We start from the raw sequence: 15166 nt of genomic DNA, 5'->3' as shown, positions 1-15166 counted from the left end.
AGGTTTCATTAGAACAATGGGGGAGTTTCATATACTGATTTTTTATAAATCTATAATTCTACTTATAATTTTAAATGACAATGTATATTAAGAAAAGTAGCAATATTGAATTTTTTAGTAAAATGTCAAAATATGAAGAGAGATGCAATGTCCTATATAAATACAAATTGAAAAACCGACATAAAAACCCCTTTCCTTATAGGGGAGAACGAGAGCATCTGGCCATGCATAGAAGCGGTAGGGGCTTTCTCCTGCCACATGCGAGGTTTAAAACAAAAGGAAAAAGCGAGAGCAGGTCATGTCGACTTATAAAGAAAAGCGGAAGCGGCTCGCTCAGAACAAGAGGGGGATTGGAGGAAAAGGTATGAATTATTATCATTCGATGATGTTACAAATTTGTGGAACGCTAGATTTGAAGGGGATTTTATTAAAATTAAAATGAAAATAGAAATTTCTCTTTAAGGACAATAGTATCTTGTTTTATAATGGTAATATTCAGATTTATTCGTCTTTTCAGGAAGGAAGATGGAGTTTATGAGGAACTTAGTGAATGGTCTATTTGTTAGAGCAACTACACAAGAAGACTTACAACAAGTTTTACAATTATGTATCACTTATGATCAAGCTATTTACGGTGAAATTGATACAACAGAAGAGGATATTATCAACTCATGGAAAGGTATTGATGTGAGTAAGAGCTCTTATGTAGTTATAAATGAAGATGAAAATGTAATCGGATACGGAATTCTTACTGGAAATGAAAGACAATTTCCTTCTGCTGTATTCATAAATCCTGATTATATTAATCAAGACATTGAATATTCATTATGGTCGAAGCTTGAAGAGCGTGCTACGGAGCTCGTAGAGTATTCACCTAGCTTGGACGGTATGATTGTAACACAAGCAAATAATAACTATGAGGAAAAAATATTAGAAGAAGCTGGTTTTATTCCAACTCGTATTTGGTCGGGGATGGGAATTGAATTAAAATCAAATGTTTCATCACCATTATGGCCAAAAGATATTACTGTATGACATTACATATCAGGTGTGGACGATGAAAGGTTGCATCAAGCTTTTAATGAAGCCTTTGCAGACCACTGGAATTCGCATCCTTCTACGCTAGAAGAGTTTTTGGAACGTACCGAAAGAGAGGGCTTCCATCCTACATTATGGTCACTAGCGATGCATGGAGATGAAGTAGTTGGTTTTATCTTTAGTAAAAAGGGTACTGACAATAAAGCTGAAATTACTCACTTAGGTGTAAGTCGTTCTAGGCGTAAACAAGGATTGGGATTAGCACTATTACATCATGCATTTGGTCAATTACACCAAGAAGGGATTACAAAAGTTCATCTACATGTAGATTCTGAGAATATGACAGGCGCACCTCGCGTATACGAAACAGCTGGAATGAAAGTGCAGAGTAAATTTGCTCGCTTTGATAAGGAAGTTTCCGTTAGAAAATAAAAAAGAAATTGATAAAGTTTTTTGCTTTGATCAACGGATTTACCGTCTAGATGCAGAGTACCGAAAAATATTAGAAAAGCTTGGGTTTCAATTTAAAGAGAACGTACAAAACTTAGTGGAAACACTTAAAGAATATGGAGGAATGCTTTATTTTTACATTGCAAAAAAATTATTTTTAAAAAGGATGGGATTAAAATGAACGTTACATTAGAAGCTGTATCCACAGAACAGCTAGAAAAATTAAAGAATTTCTATGCCCTATACTTACATGATTTATCTGAATTCTCCCCTACCCTTCATCCAAATGAAAATGGATTTTTTGAATTTGATGCTTTTGAACTTATTTGTACTCGTGAGGAGCTTATCCCGTATTTCATTAAATATGAGGAAAGATATGTTGGCTTTATCCTATTAGCGAAAGTACCATTTACGGCCCCAGAAACAGACTTTTGTATTAACGATTTTTTCTTATTAAAGTCGTATAGAGGAAAACAAATAGCGGATCAAGCCATTTTAGAGATTTTCAAACAACACATGGGAACATATTATGTGGCCCAATTAAAAAGCAATTCGAGAGCAGTGGCTTTCTGGAAAAAATTCTATCAAAGAAATGAGATTGAGTATCAAGAAATTGAGAAAATGGATGAAGATGATTTGTGCTTAACACAAACCTTTACAGGACCAGCTTTACTTTTTAAATAATAAATCCGTTATACATATTTAGTCCATTTTGGCACGTTACCTAGCGATTTAGTGAAATACGGGGCTACCCATAATAAACTATTCCCTCGTTGAGATAGATAGTCCCGCCGTCGTAGTTGAGGAATTTAGGGTTATAATAATTTGCATATCCGATTAAATGTTGGATTAACAACGATTGACATACCGCCGTCAAACGCACCCCAAATGCGTGCTTCTCTCATATATGAATTATTGGTAGCCAGCTCACTCGTTCTGTTTCTTGTATATATATATAGTATTAGAGCGATAAAACATAGTACCTCCCCAAATCCATTTGTAACTACTAAAGGACATTGCGCCGAACGGGTACGCGTTTAAACTGTACCCGTTCATGTTTTGGCGAAGACCGTTTTGCTTCTGCTGTTGCGTTGGTTGTTGTATCTGTTTTATTTCGGCTTTAGAGTAAGTTTTAATTACATTTTCGTCTTTATCGACATCTTTCATAAACACTTTGCCAATATCCATATAAGTCACTGCTACGCAGAATGCAATATGACCGCTACTTGCTTACTCCTTTTGTTTTAATATGACATGTGGTAAGAAAAGACCATGACCGTTTCTATGCGAGGCTAGATGCTCTCGCCCCTCTCAAAAGAAAAGGGGTATGTCATTTTTTACTTGTATACATAGTAATTAAAATTGTAAACAAAGATAACTTAAAGTTCCAAACTCATAGCTGCGATGAATTATTTTTGGCTTTTCATTGCCACTTCCCATTGCAATGAATAGAGGAACAAAATGTTCTGCTCTTGGAACAGCTAAACGTGCATGGGGAGCTTCATCTTCCCAGTTGAATAGGGCCTCTGTATTGTTATTCTGAATTTGATCAATGAGCCATTCGTCAAATGCAACAGCCCATGGTTCAGGTATAGTTTGTTCCCATTTTAGCATCCGTAAATTGTGCACCGTAACACCGCTGCCGATGACTAAAATATCTTCTTTTCCAAGTCCCTGAATGGCTTTTCCAATTTCATATTGCTCTCTTGCAGGGAGGAATGGATTTACTGAGATTTGAACGACAGGTATATTAGCGTTTGGATACATACGGTGTAGGAGTGTCCAAGAACCATGATCTAATCCGCGTGTTATATTTTTTTGAACGGCAATCCCTCGGTTTTTAAATTTCTCTTCTAACATTGTTGCAATGGTTGATGAACCTCTTGCAGAATATTTGATTTCATATAATTCAGAAGGAAAGCCGCCAAAATCATAAATTGTTTCATATGCATTGTTTGAAGAAGAAATCGTTAAAATCTCACTTTCCCAATGAGCTGTAAAAATGACAATTGCTTTTGGTTTGTATGTTTCACCAAGTGTTTGTAAAAAACTTGTATAGTCTGTATCTTGAATGGCTAGCATAGGAGAACCATGTGCTAAAAATAATGATGGCATCATAATTATTACCTCCGATAATTTAATTACTTTATGTAAGTAACTATATAACTTTAAAATTGTTTCGTCAAGAATGAAGTGGCAGAAATGAAAATCTATGATTTGTAATAAGGAAAGCTTTTACATATAATTTATAGGAAGAAAAATGAATCATGGTTCATTTTGTGGGGGATAGATTCATATTGTTGTGAAATAGATTATAGGCTTGGGGGAGTCAAAATGAATAGACAAGAAGGATTCGTAATGACGTCGGATGGAACGGAAATTTATTTGCGTCAATGGTTACCAGAAAATAAACCTCGTGGGATTGTCCAAATTGCACATGGTATGGCGGAACATGCTGGTGCATATATAGAATGTATTGAATCATTGTTAGATGCTGGATATGGGGTATATGCTCATGATCATCGGGGACATGGAAAAACAGTAAAGCAGGAAGAAGATTACGGCCATTTTGAGCCGAATGTGGGCTGGAATCAAGCTGTTTCTGACGTGATTTATGTTTCAGAGTTAATTCGTAAGAAATATAGCTGTCCACTTTTCTTATTAGGACATAGTATGGGTTCTTTTTTATCAAGGCGTGCTGTGCAGATTCGCGGTGAATTATATAATGGATTTCTTATTTCAGCAACGGGAGGGAATCCGGGACTTTTAGGAGTCATTGGTCATAAAGTAGCAACCGTGGAAATGAAACTTCGGGGCGTAAAAGCGAAAAGTCCGATGCTGAACTTTTTATCATTTGGTAATTTTAATTCACATTTTAAGCCAAACCGTACGAAGTTTGATTGGTTGTCATCTGATACGAATCAAGTTGATAGATACATAGAAGACTCATTATGTGGGTTTATTTGTACAACGAGTTTTTACCGTGAATTATTTAACGGTGTGCTAACTGTGAACAAGCTTGAAGCATATAAGAAAACACCAAAAGATTTACCTATTTATATTTTTTCGGGAGACCGTGATCCAGTTGGAAACATGGGAAAAGGTGTACAAGAAGTGTATGACATGTATAAAAAATGCGGTGTCATAGATGTAACAATTCGTTTGTATGAGAATGGAAGGCATGAAATGCTCCATGAGGTAAACAGACAGGAAGTGTTCCAAGATGTGATTTCTTGGTTAGACAAGCATATACAGTAGCGGTTTGTAACAGAAAAAGGTTCAACAATTATGAGTAGTATTAGCTGTGTGTTGGACAATGGAGGTTGAAGTTATGAAAAGGTTAGTAATTATTACAGTAGGTAAAACGCATAGTGGGAAAACTACATTTGCAAGAGCTCTAGAAAAAAAGTTAAATAACTCATTTGTTATGGACCAAGATAACCGCGCTGAATTTATAAACACTTATTATAAGAGTTTACAACCAAAACGAGGACCTAATATTCTTAAACATGCTCTCTCGAAGCTAATTGTCGATTATGCCAAAGAGCACACTGATTTAAATCTTATTATTTGCAACTCAAATCGAAGTCGAAATGGACGATTATATTTGCTTGAAGGATTGTTTCATAAAGATGAGTTTGTCCGTATCTTGGTTCATTTTGATATTCCAGATGATATTCTTCAAAAACGAGTTACTCAAAGTGGGCGAAGTACTAATATATTTAGGGGTGCGTACTCTAATTTTGAGGAAGTGCTTGTTCGGCAACAGTCTGAATCCCTAAAAGAAGATGTAACAGATCCAACAGAAGGTGAGGCAGATCATTTATTTATCATTAAAGACAATAAAGAAATTGATTTTGTTATTAAAGAGGTTATTCATATTGCTGAATGTTTATGATTACTCTCAGTTCGTTGATAATTATTAAGTGGCGTTAGATAAAGAAGAACACAGTTGAATTTATAAAGAGCTTGGAAGAGTTTCCAAGTTCTTTTTTTGTGTGAATTTACTCGTGGATTATTTAAAATTTGTACTAAAAAATAGTGTGTTATTTTACATTTTGTACCTCACAAGTAAAGTGATTATTGCATAGGTTGTTTTTTGAGAATATAAAATGATGTTACAATGAATATTCAGAAATAAAAGAAATTTATCTTCTGTATCTATACGAGAACAAAAGGGGAGAAATCAATGATTGTTAGGGAAGCATTTTTAAAAGAAGCAAATAAGCTAAGTAACGTCGCACTATCCTCAAAAGCAACTTGGGATTATAGTGAAGAATTTATATTGGCGTGTAAGGAAGACTTAACAATTACAGAACAATATATGAAGAATAATTATGTGTACATTTTAGAAGAAAACCAAGAAATAATCGGCTTTTTTTCCTTTCTGAGAAAAGAAGTAGACAGTCTTGATTTTCTATATCTGCACCCAACATACAAAGGAAAAGGCTATGGAAGAATTCTTTGGGAAAGCGTTGTTCAAAAAGCAGTTGAGTTAAATATAAAGAGTTTTACGATTGATAGTGATCCAAATGCGAAAGGGTATTATGTAAAAATGGGAGCGAAATTAATAGGAGAAACCCCTTCTACTGTTTTTAAAAATCGTGTATTGCCACTTTTGCGGTATGATGTGTAAATTAATTTTCATTAGATATTTTGAATTCAGTTAGGAGATGCTAAGTATGATGTATATGGTAATAGAACAGATGAGAGAGGTTTTGTTTCAATCTTGGTCAAAAGAGACAAGCACAAAATGGACACTAGACAATCCAGCGAAAGGGCAATGTGGTGTAACAGCATTACTAATCAATGATTTCTTTGGAGGAGAGATCATGAAAACGAAAGTTTCTGAAGGATGGCATTTTTATAACAGAATCAACGGTAAAAGGTATGATTTTACAGCATCACAATTTTTTGAAGAGATTACATATATGGACGTTCTTTCTAATAGAAAAGAAGCATTTGCAGATACAAATGAAATACAATATGATGCTTTAAAACAAAAGGTTCGTATCCATATAAAGGAATGTATCTTGTATTAATTATCTTTTGACTCTTATTGATAAATAAGTTACTATAACGGTAGTAACTTAATTTGAAGAGGATATTTATTTCTAAAAGAGTCGAGAGGGGAAATTCTTTTGAAAACAGCATATGTAAGCGCTACAATCGTAACTTTGAATGAAAAAAATGAAGTGTTGAAAAATGGATATATCATTGTAGAAGATGATCAAATTATAGAGGTACAATCAGGAGAATTACCTAGCGGAATAGAAGTGGATCAAGTCATTAACCTTCATGGAAAGTGGGTATTGCCAGGTTTGGTGAATACGCATACACATGTCTTGATGAGCATTTTGCGTGGCATAGGTGATGACATGCTTTTAAAGCCATGGCTTGAAACGAGAATTTGGCCGCTCGAAAGTCAATTTACACCAGAACTTGCTGTTGCGAGCACAGAGCTTGGCTTATTAGAAATGGTGAAAAGTGGTACAACAACATTTTCTGACATGTTTAATCCAATTGGAGTAGATCAGGATTCTATTATGGAAGCTGTTCGTAAAAGTGGCATGCGCGCTGCTGTTTCTCGAACATTATTTAGCTTCGGAACGAAAGAAGATGAAAAGAAGGCAATTCAAGAAGCGGAGAAGTATGTGAAGCGTTATGCCAATAAAGATGGTATGTTAACAACGATGGTTGCTCCTCATAGTCCGTATGCATGTTCTACGGAAATGTTAGAAGAGTGCGCACGAATTGCAGTGGAAAATAAGACGATGGTCCATATTCATCTTTCTGAAACAGATCGTGAAGTTCAAGATATTGAAGCACAATATGGAAAACGGCCAGTAGAGTATGTAGCAGATTGTGGATTGTTCCAAAGACCGACAGTAATTGCCCACGGTGTTGTGCTGAATGATAATGAGCGCATTTTCTTAGCGGAACATGATGTGCGCGTTGCTCATAATCCGATTAGTAATTTAAAATTAGGATCAGGTATCGCGGACGTTAGCGCAATGTTAGAGAACGGTATAAAAGTCGGAATTGCAACAGATAGTGTTGCTTCTAATAACAATTTAGATATGTTTGAAGAAATGCGCATTGCGACTTTATTGCAAAAAGGTGTTCATAAAGACGCGACAACATTACCTGTTGAAACACTTCTCACATTAGCAACAAAAGTAGGAGCAGAGGTAATCGGGATGGGGCAAACAGGGTCATTAGAAGTAGGCAAGTGTGCCGATTTTATTACAATTGATCCATCTAAAAAGCCGCATTTACAACCTGCAGAAGAAGTCTTGTCACATCTTGTATACGCAGCAAGTGGAAAAGACGTTTCAGATGTTGTTATTAATGGAAAACATATTGTCTGGAACGGTGAATGTAAAACGTTAGATGAAGAGCGTATTATTTTTGAAGCAAGCCGCTATAAACAAGGATTGAATATGTAAGTAATAAGAGAAGTCTATCCTTTCATTAAATGAAAGAATAGACTTCTTGTTTATATTTGGAAGAATAAAAATTCGGTGAAATGTAACACTTTTAAGATAATTATTCTGTTATAATATAAAGCGCTTTATAATTAAATTAAAGGAGCCGATTTATGAAACAACATGAACGACTACTGATGGGAATTATACTTGCCACCACCTTATTGATTTCAGCTTGTAGTAATAATTCGAGTAAACAGAAGGAAGTAAGTGAAAAACAAGTATTAAACGTAACGATATCAGAAGAAATTCCGTCTTTAGATACTGCGAAATCTATGAACGGTACATCATCGCATGTCATGCAAAATATTTTTGAAGGACTATATGTACTTGATGAGAAAGATAATCCAGTTCCTGGTGTTGCAAAATCTTTTGAAAAAAGTACAGATGGAAAAACATATATCTTTCATTTGCGTAAAGGTGCGAAATGGTCGAATGGGGATGCTGTAAAGGCAAATGATTTTGTTTATTCATGGCAGCGTTCAGTGAGCCCGAAAACAGCATCACAATATGCATACATATTATTTTACATAAAAAATGCAGAAGCAATAAATAAAGGAGCCTTAGCTGTAGATCAACTTGGTGTAAAAGCGATTGACGATGTTACATTAGAGGTACAGTTAGAGAAGCCAGCTCCATACTTCCTTAATTTATTGACACTTCCTATTTATTTACCACAGCACAAATCGTTTGTTGAGGGAAAAGGAAATAAGTATGGGTTAGAATCAGAAGATATGATTTACAATGGTCCATTTGTATTATCGGAATGGAAACATGAACAAGAATTTAAGTTGAAGAAAAATGATACATATTGGGATAAAAATAACGTGAAATTAGAAGAAATTAATTTTCACATTGTAAAAGATACAGCGACATCTGTTAATTTGTATGAAACTGGTGGTGTCGATCGTACACCAATTAACTCTTCGTTTGTTGATAAATATAAAGGGAAAAGTGACTTTCATACAACGGAAGACCCTGCTATAGCTATGCTGCGATTTAATCAAAAGAATTCTGCACTAGCAAACACAAAATTACGACAATCGATTTCTATGGCTTTAAATAAAGAAGCAGTAGTAGATCATTTTCTCAACAACGGTTCAACAGCAGCTCAAGGACTTGTACCAGAAGGTTATAAAAATGAAAAAGATGGAAAAGATTTTAGAAAAGAAAACGGTAATCTTGCCGTATATAATATTGAAAAGGCAAAGACACTTTGGGAAGATGCGAAAAAAGAGCTCGGTGTAGAACAGATAACACTTGAATTTTTAACATTTGAACAGGACCAAGCGAAGCAGATAGCGGAATATATAAAAGGAGAACTTGAAAAGAATTTAAAAGGATTAACAATAAAAATAAAACCGCAACTATTTAAACAAAAATTACAACTTGAACAAACAGGACAGTATGATATATCGATGTTTATATGGGGACCGGATTACAAAGATCCGATTAGTTATTTAGAATTATTTACGACAGATAATCCAAATAATAAAATGAATTATTCTAATAAGCAATATGATGAACTTATAAATAATGCGAAAAATGATCTTGTATTAGAAGAGAAAAAACGCTGGAAAGCCATGCAAGAAGCAGAAAAAATCTTATTACAAGACACTGCTATTGCACCGCTTTACCATACTGGCTCAGCATACCTTCAAAAGGAATATGTAAAAGGTATTGAAAAGCATCAATTTGGCGGTGTTTATACGTATAAACATGCTTATATAAGTGGAAAAGAGAAATAGATTAAGAGATTAAATAGCTAAGCGCTTTAGATAAGCCTTAGCTATTTTTTTATAGCATTTAAGCAAATAAACCTTTTTAAGTGGGCATGAGCATTTGGTCATGCATAGAAGTGACTTATATGTTGATCAAAATGGATATAGATTGTTTGGAGTTTAGAATATTTAGAAGTTTTTATGTTATGAACATGATACTATGAAGTTATGGAAAATATTTCAAACGAAAAAGAGGATGAAGTATGAAACAACAATCTATATTAGTCGTGGATGATGATAAGGATATTGTTCAAATGATTGAAGTGTATTTACAGCAAGAAGGCTACAAAGTTGTAAAAGCTTATAACGGAGAACGAGCATTACAGTTATTTTTGGAACATGATATTGATTTGGCAATCCTTGATATTATGATGTCAACGATGGATGGAATTGAAGTGTGCAGGAGAATACGAGAAAATTATAATATACCTGTTATGTTCTTAAGTGCGAAATCAACGGATGTAGATAAAGTTATTGGATTAAGTACAGGGGCAGACGATTATATTGGGAAGCCATTTAGTGTGATTGAGCTGGTAGCACGAGTAAAAGCGCAGTTAAGAAGATATACATACTTAAACAAAACTCCGGTACAGATGCTTGAAAGGAAGATTCAAATAAGGGGATTAGAAATAGATGAAGCTTCTAGAAAGGTACTGTTATATGGAGAATATATTAATCTTACAAAGACAGAGTATGAGATTTTGCATCTAATGGTAACACATCCAAACCGCGTATTTACACTAGAAGAAATTTATGAAAGTGTTTGGCGAGAAACAGCGTATGAAAGCAATAATACTGTGATGGTCCATCTAGCAAGATTAAGAGGGAAGATAGAAGTGAATCCGAAAGAATCAAAATTTATCCAAAATGTATGGGGAGTAGGATATAAAATTGAAAGCTAAATTATTTCAAGGGTTAAGAATGAAGCTTTTTTTCATTTTTATATGGAGTATTGTATTAGCGACTTTATGTATTGTGTTCTTTCAAAATGCTATTAATCATGTATATGAAAATACAGCGGAATTAGAGGAGAAGTATTCTTTTCTATATTTTGTTGTTTTTCTTATTTTCATTTCATTCTTTTTCTATCTATTATCAAAGAATATGATAACGAGATTAGAAGAAATTAATCAAAATGTGAAAGAAATTAGCATGGGGAATTTAGATGTACAGATACAGACAATGAAGAATGATGAAATAGGACAACTTGCAACAAATATTAATAAAATGACAAACAGTTTGAAAGGTTCAATTGAAAAGGAGAAATCCGCACAAAAGATGAAAAATGAGATGATTAGTAATATTTCTCATGATTTGCGGACACCAGTAACATCGTTAATTGGTTATGTTGATTTAATAGAACGTGATCTTGATATGAACAAAGAGAACTGTCAGCAATATGTAGAAGTTGTAAAACGTAAAAGCCATGAATTGAAAAATCAAGTAGATGATTTACTTGAATATTGTCATATTAATTATAGAGAAATTCAGTTACATAAAGAAATAGTAGGAGCTAAACAATTAGTAGAACAAGTTATGATTGATTTTATTCCCCAATTAGAAGTGGTAAGAATGACCTTTCATATAGAGTGTAATCAAGATTTACAAATAGAAGCTGATATCAGTTTACTAGTAAGATTAATGCAAAATGTAATTAGCAACAGCATTTTTTATGGGAAATCTGGAAAGAAAATTGATGTGCTAATTTTTCAGGAGGATAGGGATGTTAGGATAAGCTTTAAAAATTATGGGAAGAAAATTTCACAAGAAGATATCCCTTATATATTTGAAAAATTTTATCGGGGAGAAAAGTCACGAAGTGCTCATACTGGTGGAAAAGGAATGGGACTTGCTATTGCTAAAAGCATTGCCAATATACATAAAGGTGATATTACCGCATGTAGCGATGACAAGGAAACAGTATTTACACTCATTTTGCCGCAATATTCAATAAAACTGTAAGAGATTTGTAAGTATTTCTTTCAAATGTCGTAATTATTATTTTGTACGATTTTAATATGAGACATGACAAATGGAGGGAATACGATGTGGAAGAAATGGATAATAATGATTTTTATTACAGTATTAGTGGTAGGGTGGTGTTCTGTTTATTTAGCTACTGGTATTGTTTCTGTTTTTGCTTGGTGGGGAATGCAAGCTTTTAGTATAGTAGGTTTCGTTATTGTAATAATTACATTATGTGTAATAGTGGGTAAATGGTTTTCTAGAAGTAAAATACATAAAACAACCGTTACGATTTTTATTCTATCCACAGCAGCTGCTTGGCCGGCATGCTGGTTTGTTGGAATTGGACAAATCGCTTATCCAATAAATGTTGATTTGGCTACACCGAAAGTAACAATTCGACTTCCGTTTAATGAAACTGTTCGGATAGGGTGGGGAGGAGATCGACTTCAAACAAATTACCATGCTATCGAGCCAAATCAACGTTGGGCGTATGATTTTATTGCTCAACAAAAAGGAGTAACAAGTTCACAATTAAAGGATTATGGCATATACGGAGTGGAGGTAATAGCGCCTGCTTCAGGAGTGGTGATATCTGTAAAAGATTCAGAAGCTGATTTAACACCAGGAAATGAGAATTTTAAGTCTATGGTAGGTAATCATATTTATATACGGTTAGATGAGACAGGAACATATCTTGTTCTTGCTCACTTAAAACAGGGATCTGTCAAAGTGAGGGCAGGACAACACATAGAAGAAGGAGCAGTAATTGCTCGTGTTGGTAACTCTGGAAGTTCTAGTGAGCCGCATTTACACATTCATCATCAACGGCAAGATCCATCTAAGACGAGTATGTTTCTTACTGAAGGATTACCATTATATTTTCGCGATATAGACGGACAATCTATGCCCAAAGGTGGGATCCGCATAGAAGGTGGAAGGGATGTACCGATGGGCGATGTCATTTCACCAATTTGAAATCATTATTTTCCTTATACATACTAAAACAAAAAAAGAGAATGCCATACAACTCTAATCATTTAGAGTTGTAGACATTCTCTTTTTTCTTAACCAACAAATGTTTGATACAACAAAAATATATTTAAAGCGATAATTAATACGGCAATTATCCATGCAAGTGCTGTTGTAACACGATGATTGACAAGACCACCCATAATACTTTTTTTACTTGTAAAGACAATAAGTGGAATTAATGCAAATGCAATTCCAAATGATAAAACGACTTGACTCATTACGAGGGCATGAGTTGGATTCACACCTAATGCAATAATAACAAGCGGTGGAACCATTGTAATAAATCGTCGCACATATAAAGGAATTTGCATACGGATAAATCCTTGCATAATAATATCACCGGACATCGTACCAACGGAAGAACTGGATAAACCGGCAGCTAGTAAACCAATTCCAAAAAGAGCTGCTGATGCAGGTCCGACTAGATGGCCAAATTCATGAAAAGCGACATCTAAATCTTCGACATGTAGTCCATTTTTGAAGAATAAGGAAGCTGCTACAATTAACATACTCGCATTAATTGCTCCAGCAATGACCATTGCGATTACAATATCGATAAATTCAAAGCGGAAAATTTGTTTTCGCTCTGCATCTGTTGTTCCTACTACACGTCTCTGTGTTAAAGCAGAATGCAAATAAATTGCATGTGGCATAACGGTTGCGCCTAAAATTCCTGCTGCCAGTAAAATGCTATTTACACCTTGAAAGTGAGGAACGAAAAGCCCTGATAGAAGAGGACTTAGTTCTGGCTTTGCGTAAAACACTTGGACGCCAAAAGCAATAACAACGATAAAGACCATGCCAGTAATGACTGCTTCTAGTGGACGAAATCCTCTGCGTTGAAACTCTAGAATAATGAATGAACCTACTGCTGTAATGAGTGCAGCGGGTAGCAGTGGAATATTAAATAATAAATTTAATCCTAAAGCAGCACCGATAAACTCAGCAAGATCAGTTGCCATAATTACTAATTCACCTTGTATCCATAAACCAATGGAAACAGGTTTTGGAAAATGCTCCTGAGCAACTTCAGGAAGATTTTTCCCAGTGGCGATTCCTAATTTGGCTGATAAGGATTGAATTAGCACTACCATTAAATTTGAAACAAGGATAACCCAAAGTAGTAAATAACCGTATTGGGACCCTGCTGCAATATTCGTGGCAAAATTCCCTGGATCAATATAAGCAACAGACGCGATAAAAGCGGGGCCTAAAAAAGGTAATAATCGTTTCAACCCTTTTGTTTCACCGCTTAAAGCTAACTGTGCCGATTGCATTGTCCTATTATTAGGCGGAAGATGTTCACGTTCTTTTGTGTTTTCTGTCATATTTTGTTTCCCCTTTTGCTTGTTAACTTGATGCAATTTGTTTTATTTATTTTAGTAAATGCAAATACGTAAACTATATTTCTTTTATTTGAACATAAATTTTGCCTTTGTGCAAATTATATTACATTAGGAAAAATAGTGCTAGGTTATTCATGTATATAATGATAAAACGAGTATTTAGGAAGTATTGAAGAAATAGAGTGTTTTGGCATAACTATTTAAATGTATTAAAAATAGTAGCAACAAAGTTTTTGCAAAGAGGTTTTGATTGCTGTGTGGAGTATGCTTTCTGTTTACAATGTTCATTGCTAGCAATGAAAAAAGATGGCTCGGGTCAAACCGAAACCATCTTTTTTATCTATTTTATAGGGTATAGTTCGAGCGTAATTGGCTTTTGTATACTTAATAGTTAAAAGAATCTACTTATTCTCTTTTAATTTCTCTAATTCTTGCTTAACTTCTTCTTGTAAACCTTTGTCTAAAACCTCTGTTTGATTAGGAGATTTTAACTGATAAAAATAGTTGCTAGCAGCAGTTTCTGCTTCTAACTTTTTTACGTAAGATTCAACGCGTGCGAAGCCTTTCGCTGCATTTTCCGTATGGAAAGAAGCAAGTGCCGTATTACTTTCTTTTATCGCTTGTGCCGCATTTAATCGAGAAACAAGAACGAGTTCTTTATATTGTAATTCTTGATATTTCCCTTGTAATTTGTCAATTTGTTCATAAAGTGCAGCTGTTTGTTGTTTTGTTACTTCATACTGTTCACGATATAGTGCAGTTTTCTTCTCATTTATGATTTTATCTTGTAAAGCTAGCTGTGCCATATGATCTTCTTCACGTGATACCGCAAGCCCAGCTTGACGAGTTCTTTTTGCGACAAGAGCATCAGTTTCTAAAATTAATGCTTCATATTTCTTTTCTAAATAAAATTGATGAGATAGCGCTTTTTGTGCTTTTGTAATTTGTTCTTCCGTTTCTCTTAAATATTGCTTTAACATGCTAGCAGGGCTTTCAAGTTTGTCTAATGTTTGGTGTACATCTGCCATTACAATATTTTTAATGCGTTTTAGAATACCCATCG

Annotated in this window: 15 protein-coding genes and 1 pseudogene; 12 read left to right on the top strand and 4 right to left on the bottom strand. The window is 34.5% G+C overall.

Annotation, left to right across the window (positions count from 1 at the left end; all coding sequences use genetic code 11):
- Positions 1-298: 298 nt before the first annotated feature.
- The 3 genes and pseudogenes from PLX19_RS20200 (at position 299) to PLX19_RS20190 (ending at position 2172) form a co-directional block, all read left to right on the top strand.
- Complete coding sequence (locus tag PLX19_RS20200; protein WP_272190602.1) at positions 299-442, top strand: hypothetical protein; 144 nt, start codon at positions 299-301, stop codon at positions 440-442.
- A gap of 92 nt (positions 443-534) precedes the next feature.
- Positions 535-1455, top strand: a pseudogene (locus PLX19_RS20195) (GNAT family N-acetyltransferase); the annotation flags it as partial.
- A 210-nt stretch (positions 1456-1665) separates the two neighbouring features.
- On the top strand, positions 1666-2172 hold the full coding sequence (locus PLX19_RS20190) for a GNAT family N-acetyltransferase (RefSeq protein ID WP_272190601.1): 507 nt from the start codon (positions 1666-1668) through the stop codon (positions 2170-2172).
- Positions 2173-2415: 243 nt separating this feature from the next.
- On the opposite strand, the gene PLX19_RS20185 is transcribed toward PLX19_RS20190, so the two are convergent.
- Both PLX19_RS20185 and PLX19_RS20180 read right to left on the bottom strand, forming a co-directional pair.
- Complete coding sequence (locus PLX19_RS20185; protein WP_272190600.1) at positions 2416-2685, bottom strand: hypothetical protein; 270 nt, start codon at positions 2683-2685, stop codon at positions 2416-2418.
- Between the two features lie 159 nt (positions 2686-2844).
- Entirely contained in the window at positions 2845-3606 is a 762-nt protein-coding gene (locus PLX19_RS20180) for a DODA-type extradiol aromatic ring-opening family dioxygenase (protein ID WP_272190599.1), read from the bottom strand.
- Between the two features lie 216 nt (positions 3607-3822).
- Here PLX19_RS20180 and PLX19_RS20175 point away from each other — a divergent pair, with 216 nt between their 5' ends.
- From PLX19_RS20175 to PLX19_RS20135, 9 genes are all read left to right on the top strand, one after another.
- Positions 3823-4746 (top strand): alpha/beta hydrolase, encoded by a 924-nt coding sequence (locus PLX19_RS20175; RefSeq protein WP_272190597.1) that lies wholly within the window; start codon positions 3823-3825, stop codon positions 4744-4746.
- A 73-nt stretch (positions 4747-4819) separates the two neighbouring features.
- Entirely contained in the window at positions 4820-5386 is a 567-nt protein-coding gene (locus PLX19_RS20170; RefSeq protein WP_272190595.1) for an AAA family ATPase, read from the top strand.
- 291 nt (positions 5387-5677) lie between these two features.
- Positions 5678-6124: a GNAT family N-acetyltransferase gene (locus tag PLX19_RS20165; RefSeq protein ID WP_272190594.1), complete on the top strand. Its 447-nt coding sequence runs from the start codon at positions 5678-5680 to the stop codon at positions 6122-6124.
- 46 nt (positions 6125-6170) lie between these two features.
- Positions 6171-6530, top strand: a complete 360-nt coding sequence (locus PLX19_RS20160; protein WP_272190593.1) for a YunG family protein — start codon at positions 6171-6173, stop codon at positions 6528-6530.
- A 99-nt stretch (positions 6531-6629) separates the two neighbouring features.
- A complete protein-coding gene (locus PLX19_RS20155) occupies positions 6630-7937 on the top strand; it encodes a bifunctional S-methyl-5'-thioadenosine deaminase/S-adenosylhomocysteine deaminase (protein ID WP_272190592.1) in 1308 nt (435 codons plus the stop codon).
- A gap of 152 nt (positions 7938-8089) precedes the next feature.
- Positions 8090-9724 (top strand): peptide ABC transporter substrate-binding protein, encoded by a 1635-nt coding sequence (locus PLX19_RS20150; RefSeq protein ID WP_272190591.1) that lies wholly within the window; start codon positions 8090-8092, stop codon positions 9722-9724.
- Between the two features lie 236 nt (positions 9725-9960).
- Positions 9961-10659 carry a response regulator transcription factor gene (locus PLX19_RS20145; protein ID WP_272190590.1) on the top strand — a complete coding sequence of 233 codons (699 nt, stop codon included), beginning with the start codon at positions 9961-9963 and terminating at the stop codon, positions 10657-10659.
- 19 nt (positions 10660-10678) lie between these two features.
- A complete protein-coding gene (locus tag PLX19_RS20140) occupies positions 10679-11719 on the top strand; it encodes a sensor histidine kinase (RefSeq protein WP_272190629.1) in 1041 nt (346 codons plus the stop codon).
- A gap of 84 nt (positions 11720-11803) precedes the next feature.
- Positions 11804-12700, top strand: coding sequence for a M23 family metallopeptidase (locus tag PLX19_RS20135; protein ID WP_272190588.1), 897 nt, complete (start codon positions 11804-11806; stop codon positions 12698-12700).
- An 89-nt stretch (positions 12701-12789) separates the two neighbouring features.
- Here PLX19_RS20135 and PLX19_RS20130 read toward each other — a convergent pair whose 3' ends face one another.
- Positions 12790-14085: an Nramp family divalent metal transporter gene (locus PLX19_RS20130; protein WP_272190587.1), complete on the bottom strand. Its 1296-nt coding sequence runs from the start codon at positions 14083-14085 to the stop codon at positions 12790-12792.
- A 419-nt stretch (positions 14086-14504) separates the two neighbouring features.
- Complete coding sequence (locus tag PLX19_RS20125) at positions 14505-15164, bottom strand: PspA/IM30 family protein (RefSeq protein WP_272190585.1); 660 nt, start codon at positions 15162-15164, stop codon at positions 14505-14507.
- Positions 15165-15166: the final 2 nt, after the last annotated feature.

This window comes from Bacillus sp. BP-3 (genome assembly GCF_028401955.1).
Taxonomy (GTDB): Bacteria; Bacillota; Bacilli; order Bacillales; family Bacillaceae_G; genus Bacillus_A.
This window is presented reverse-complemented; position numbering and strand designations above follow the sequence as displayed.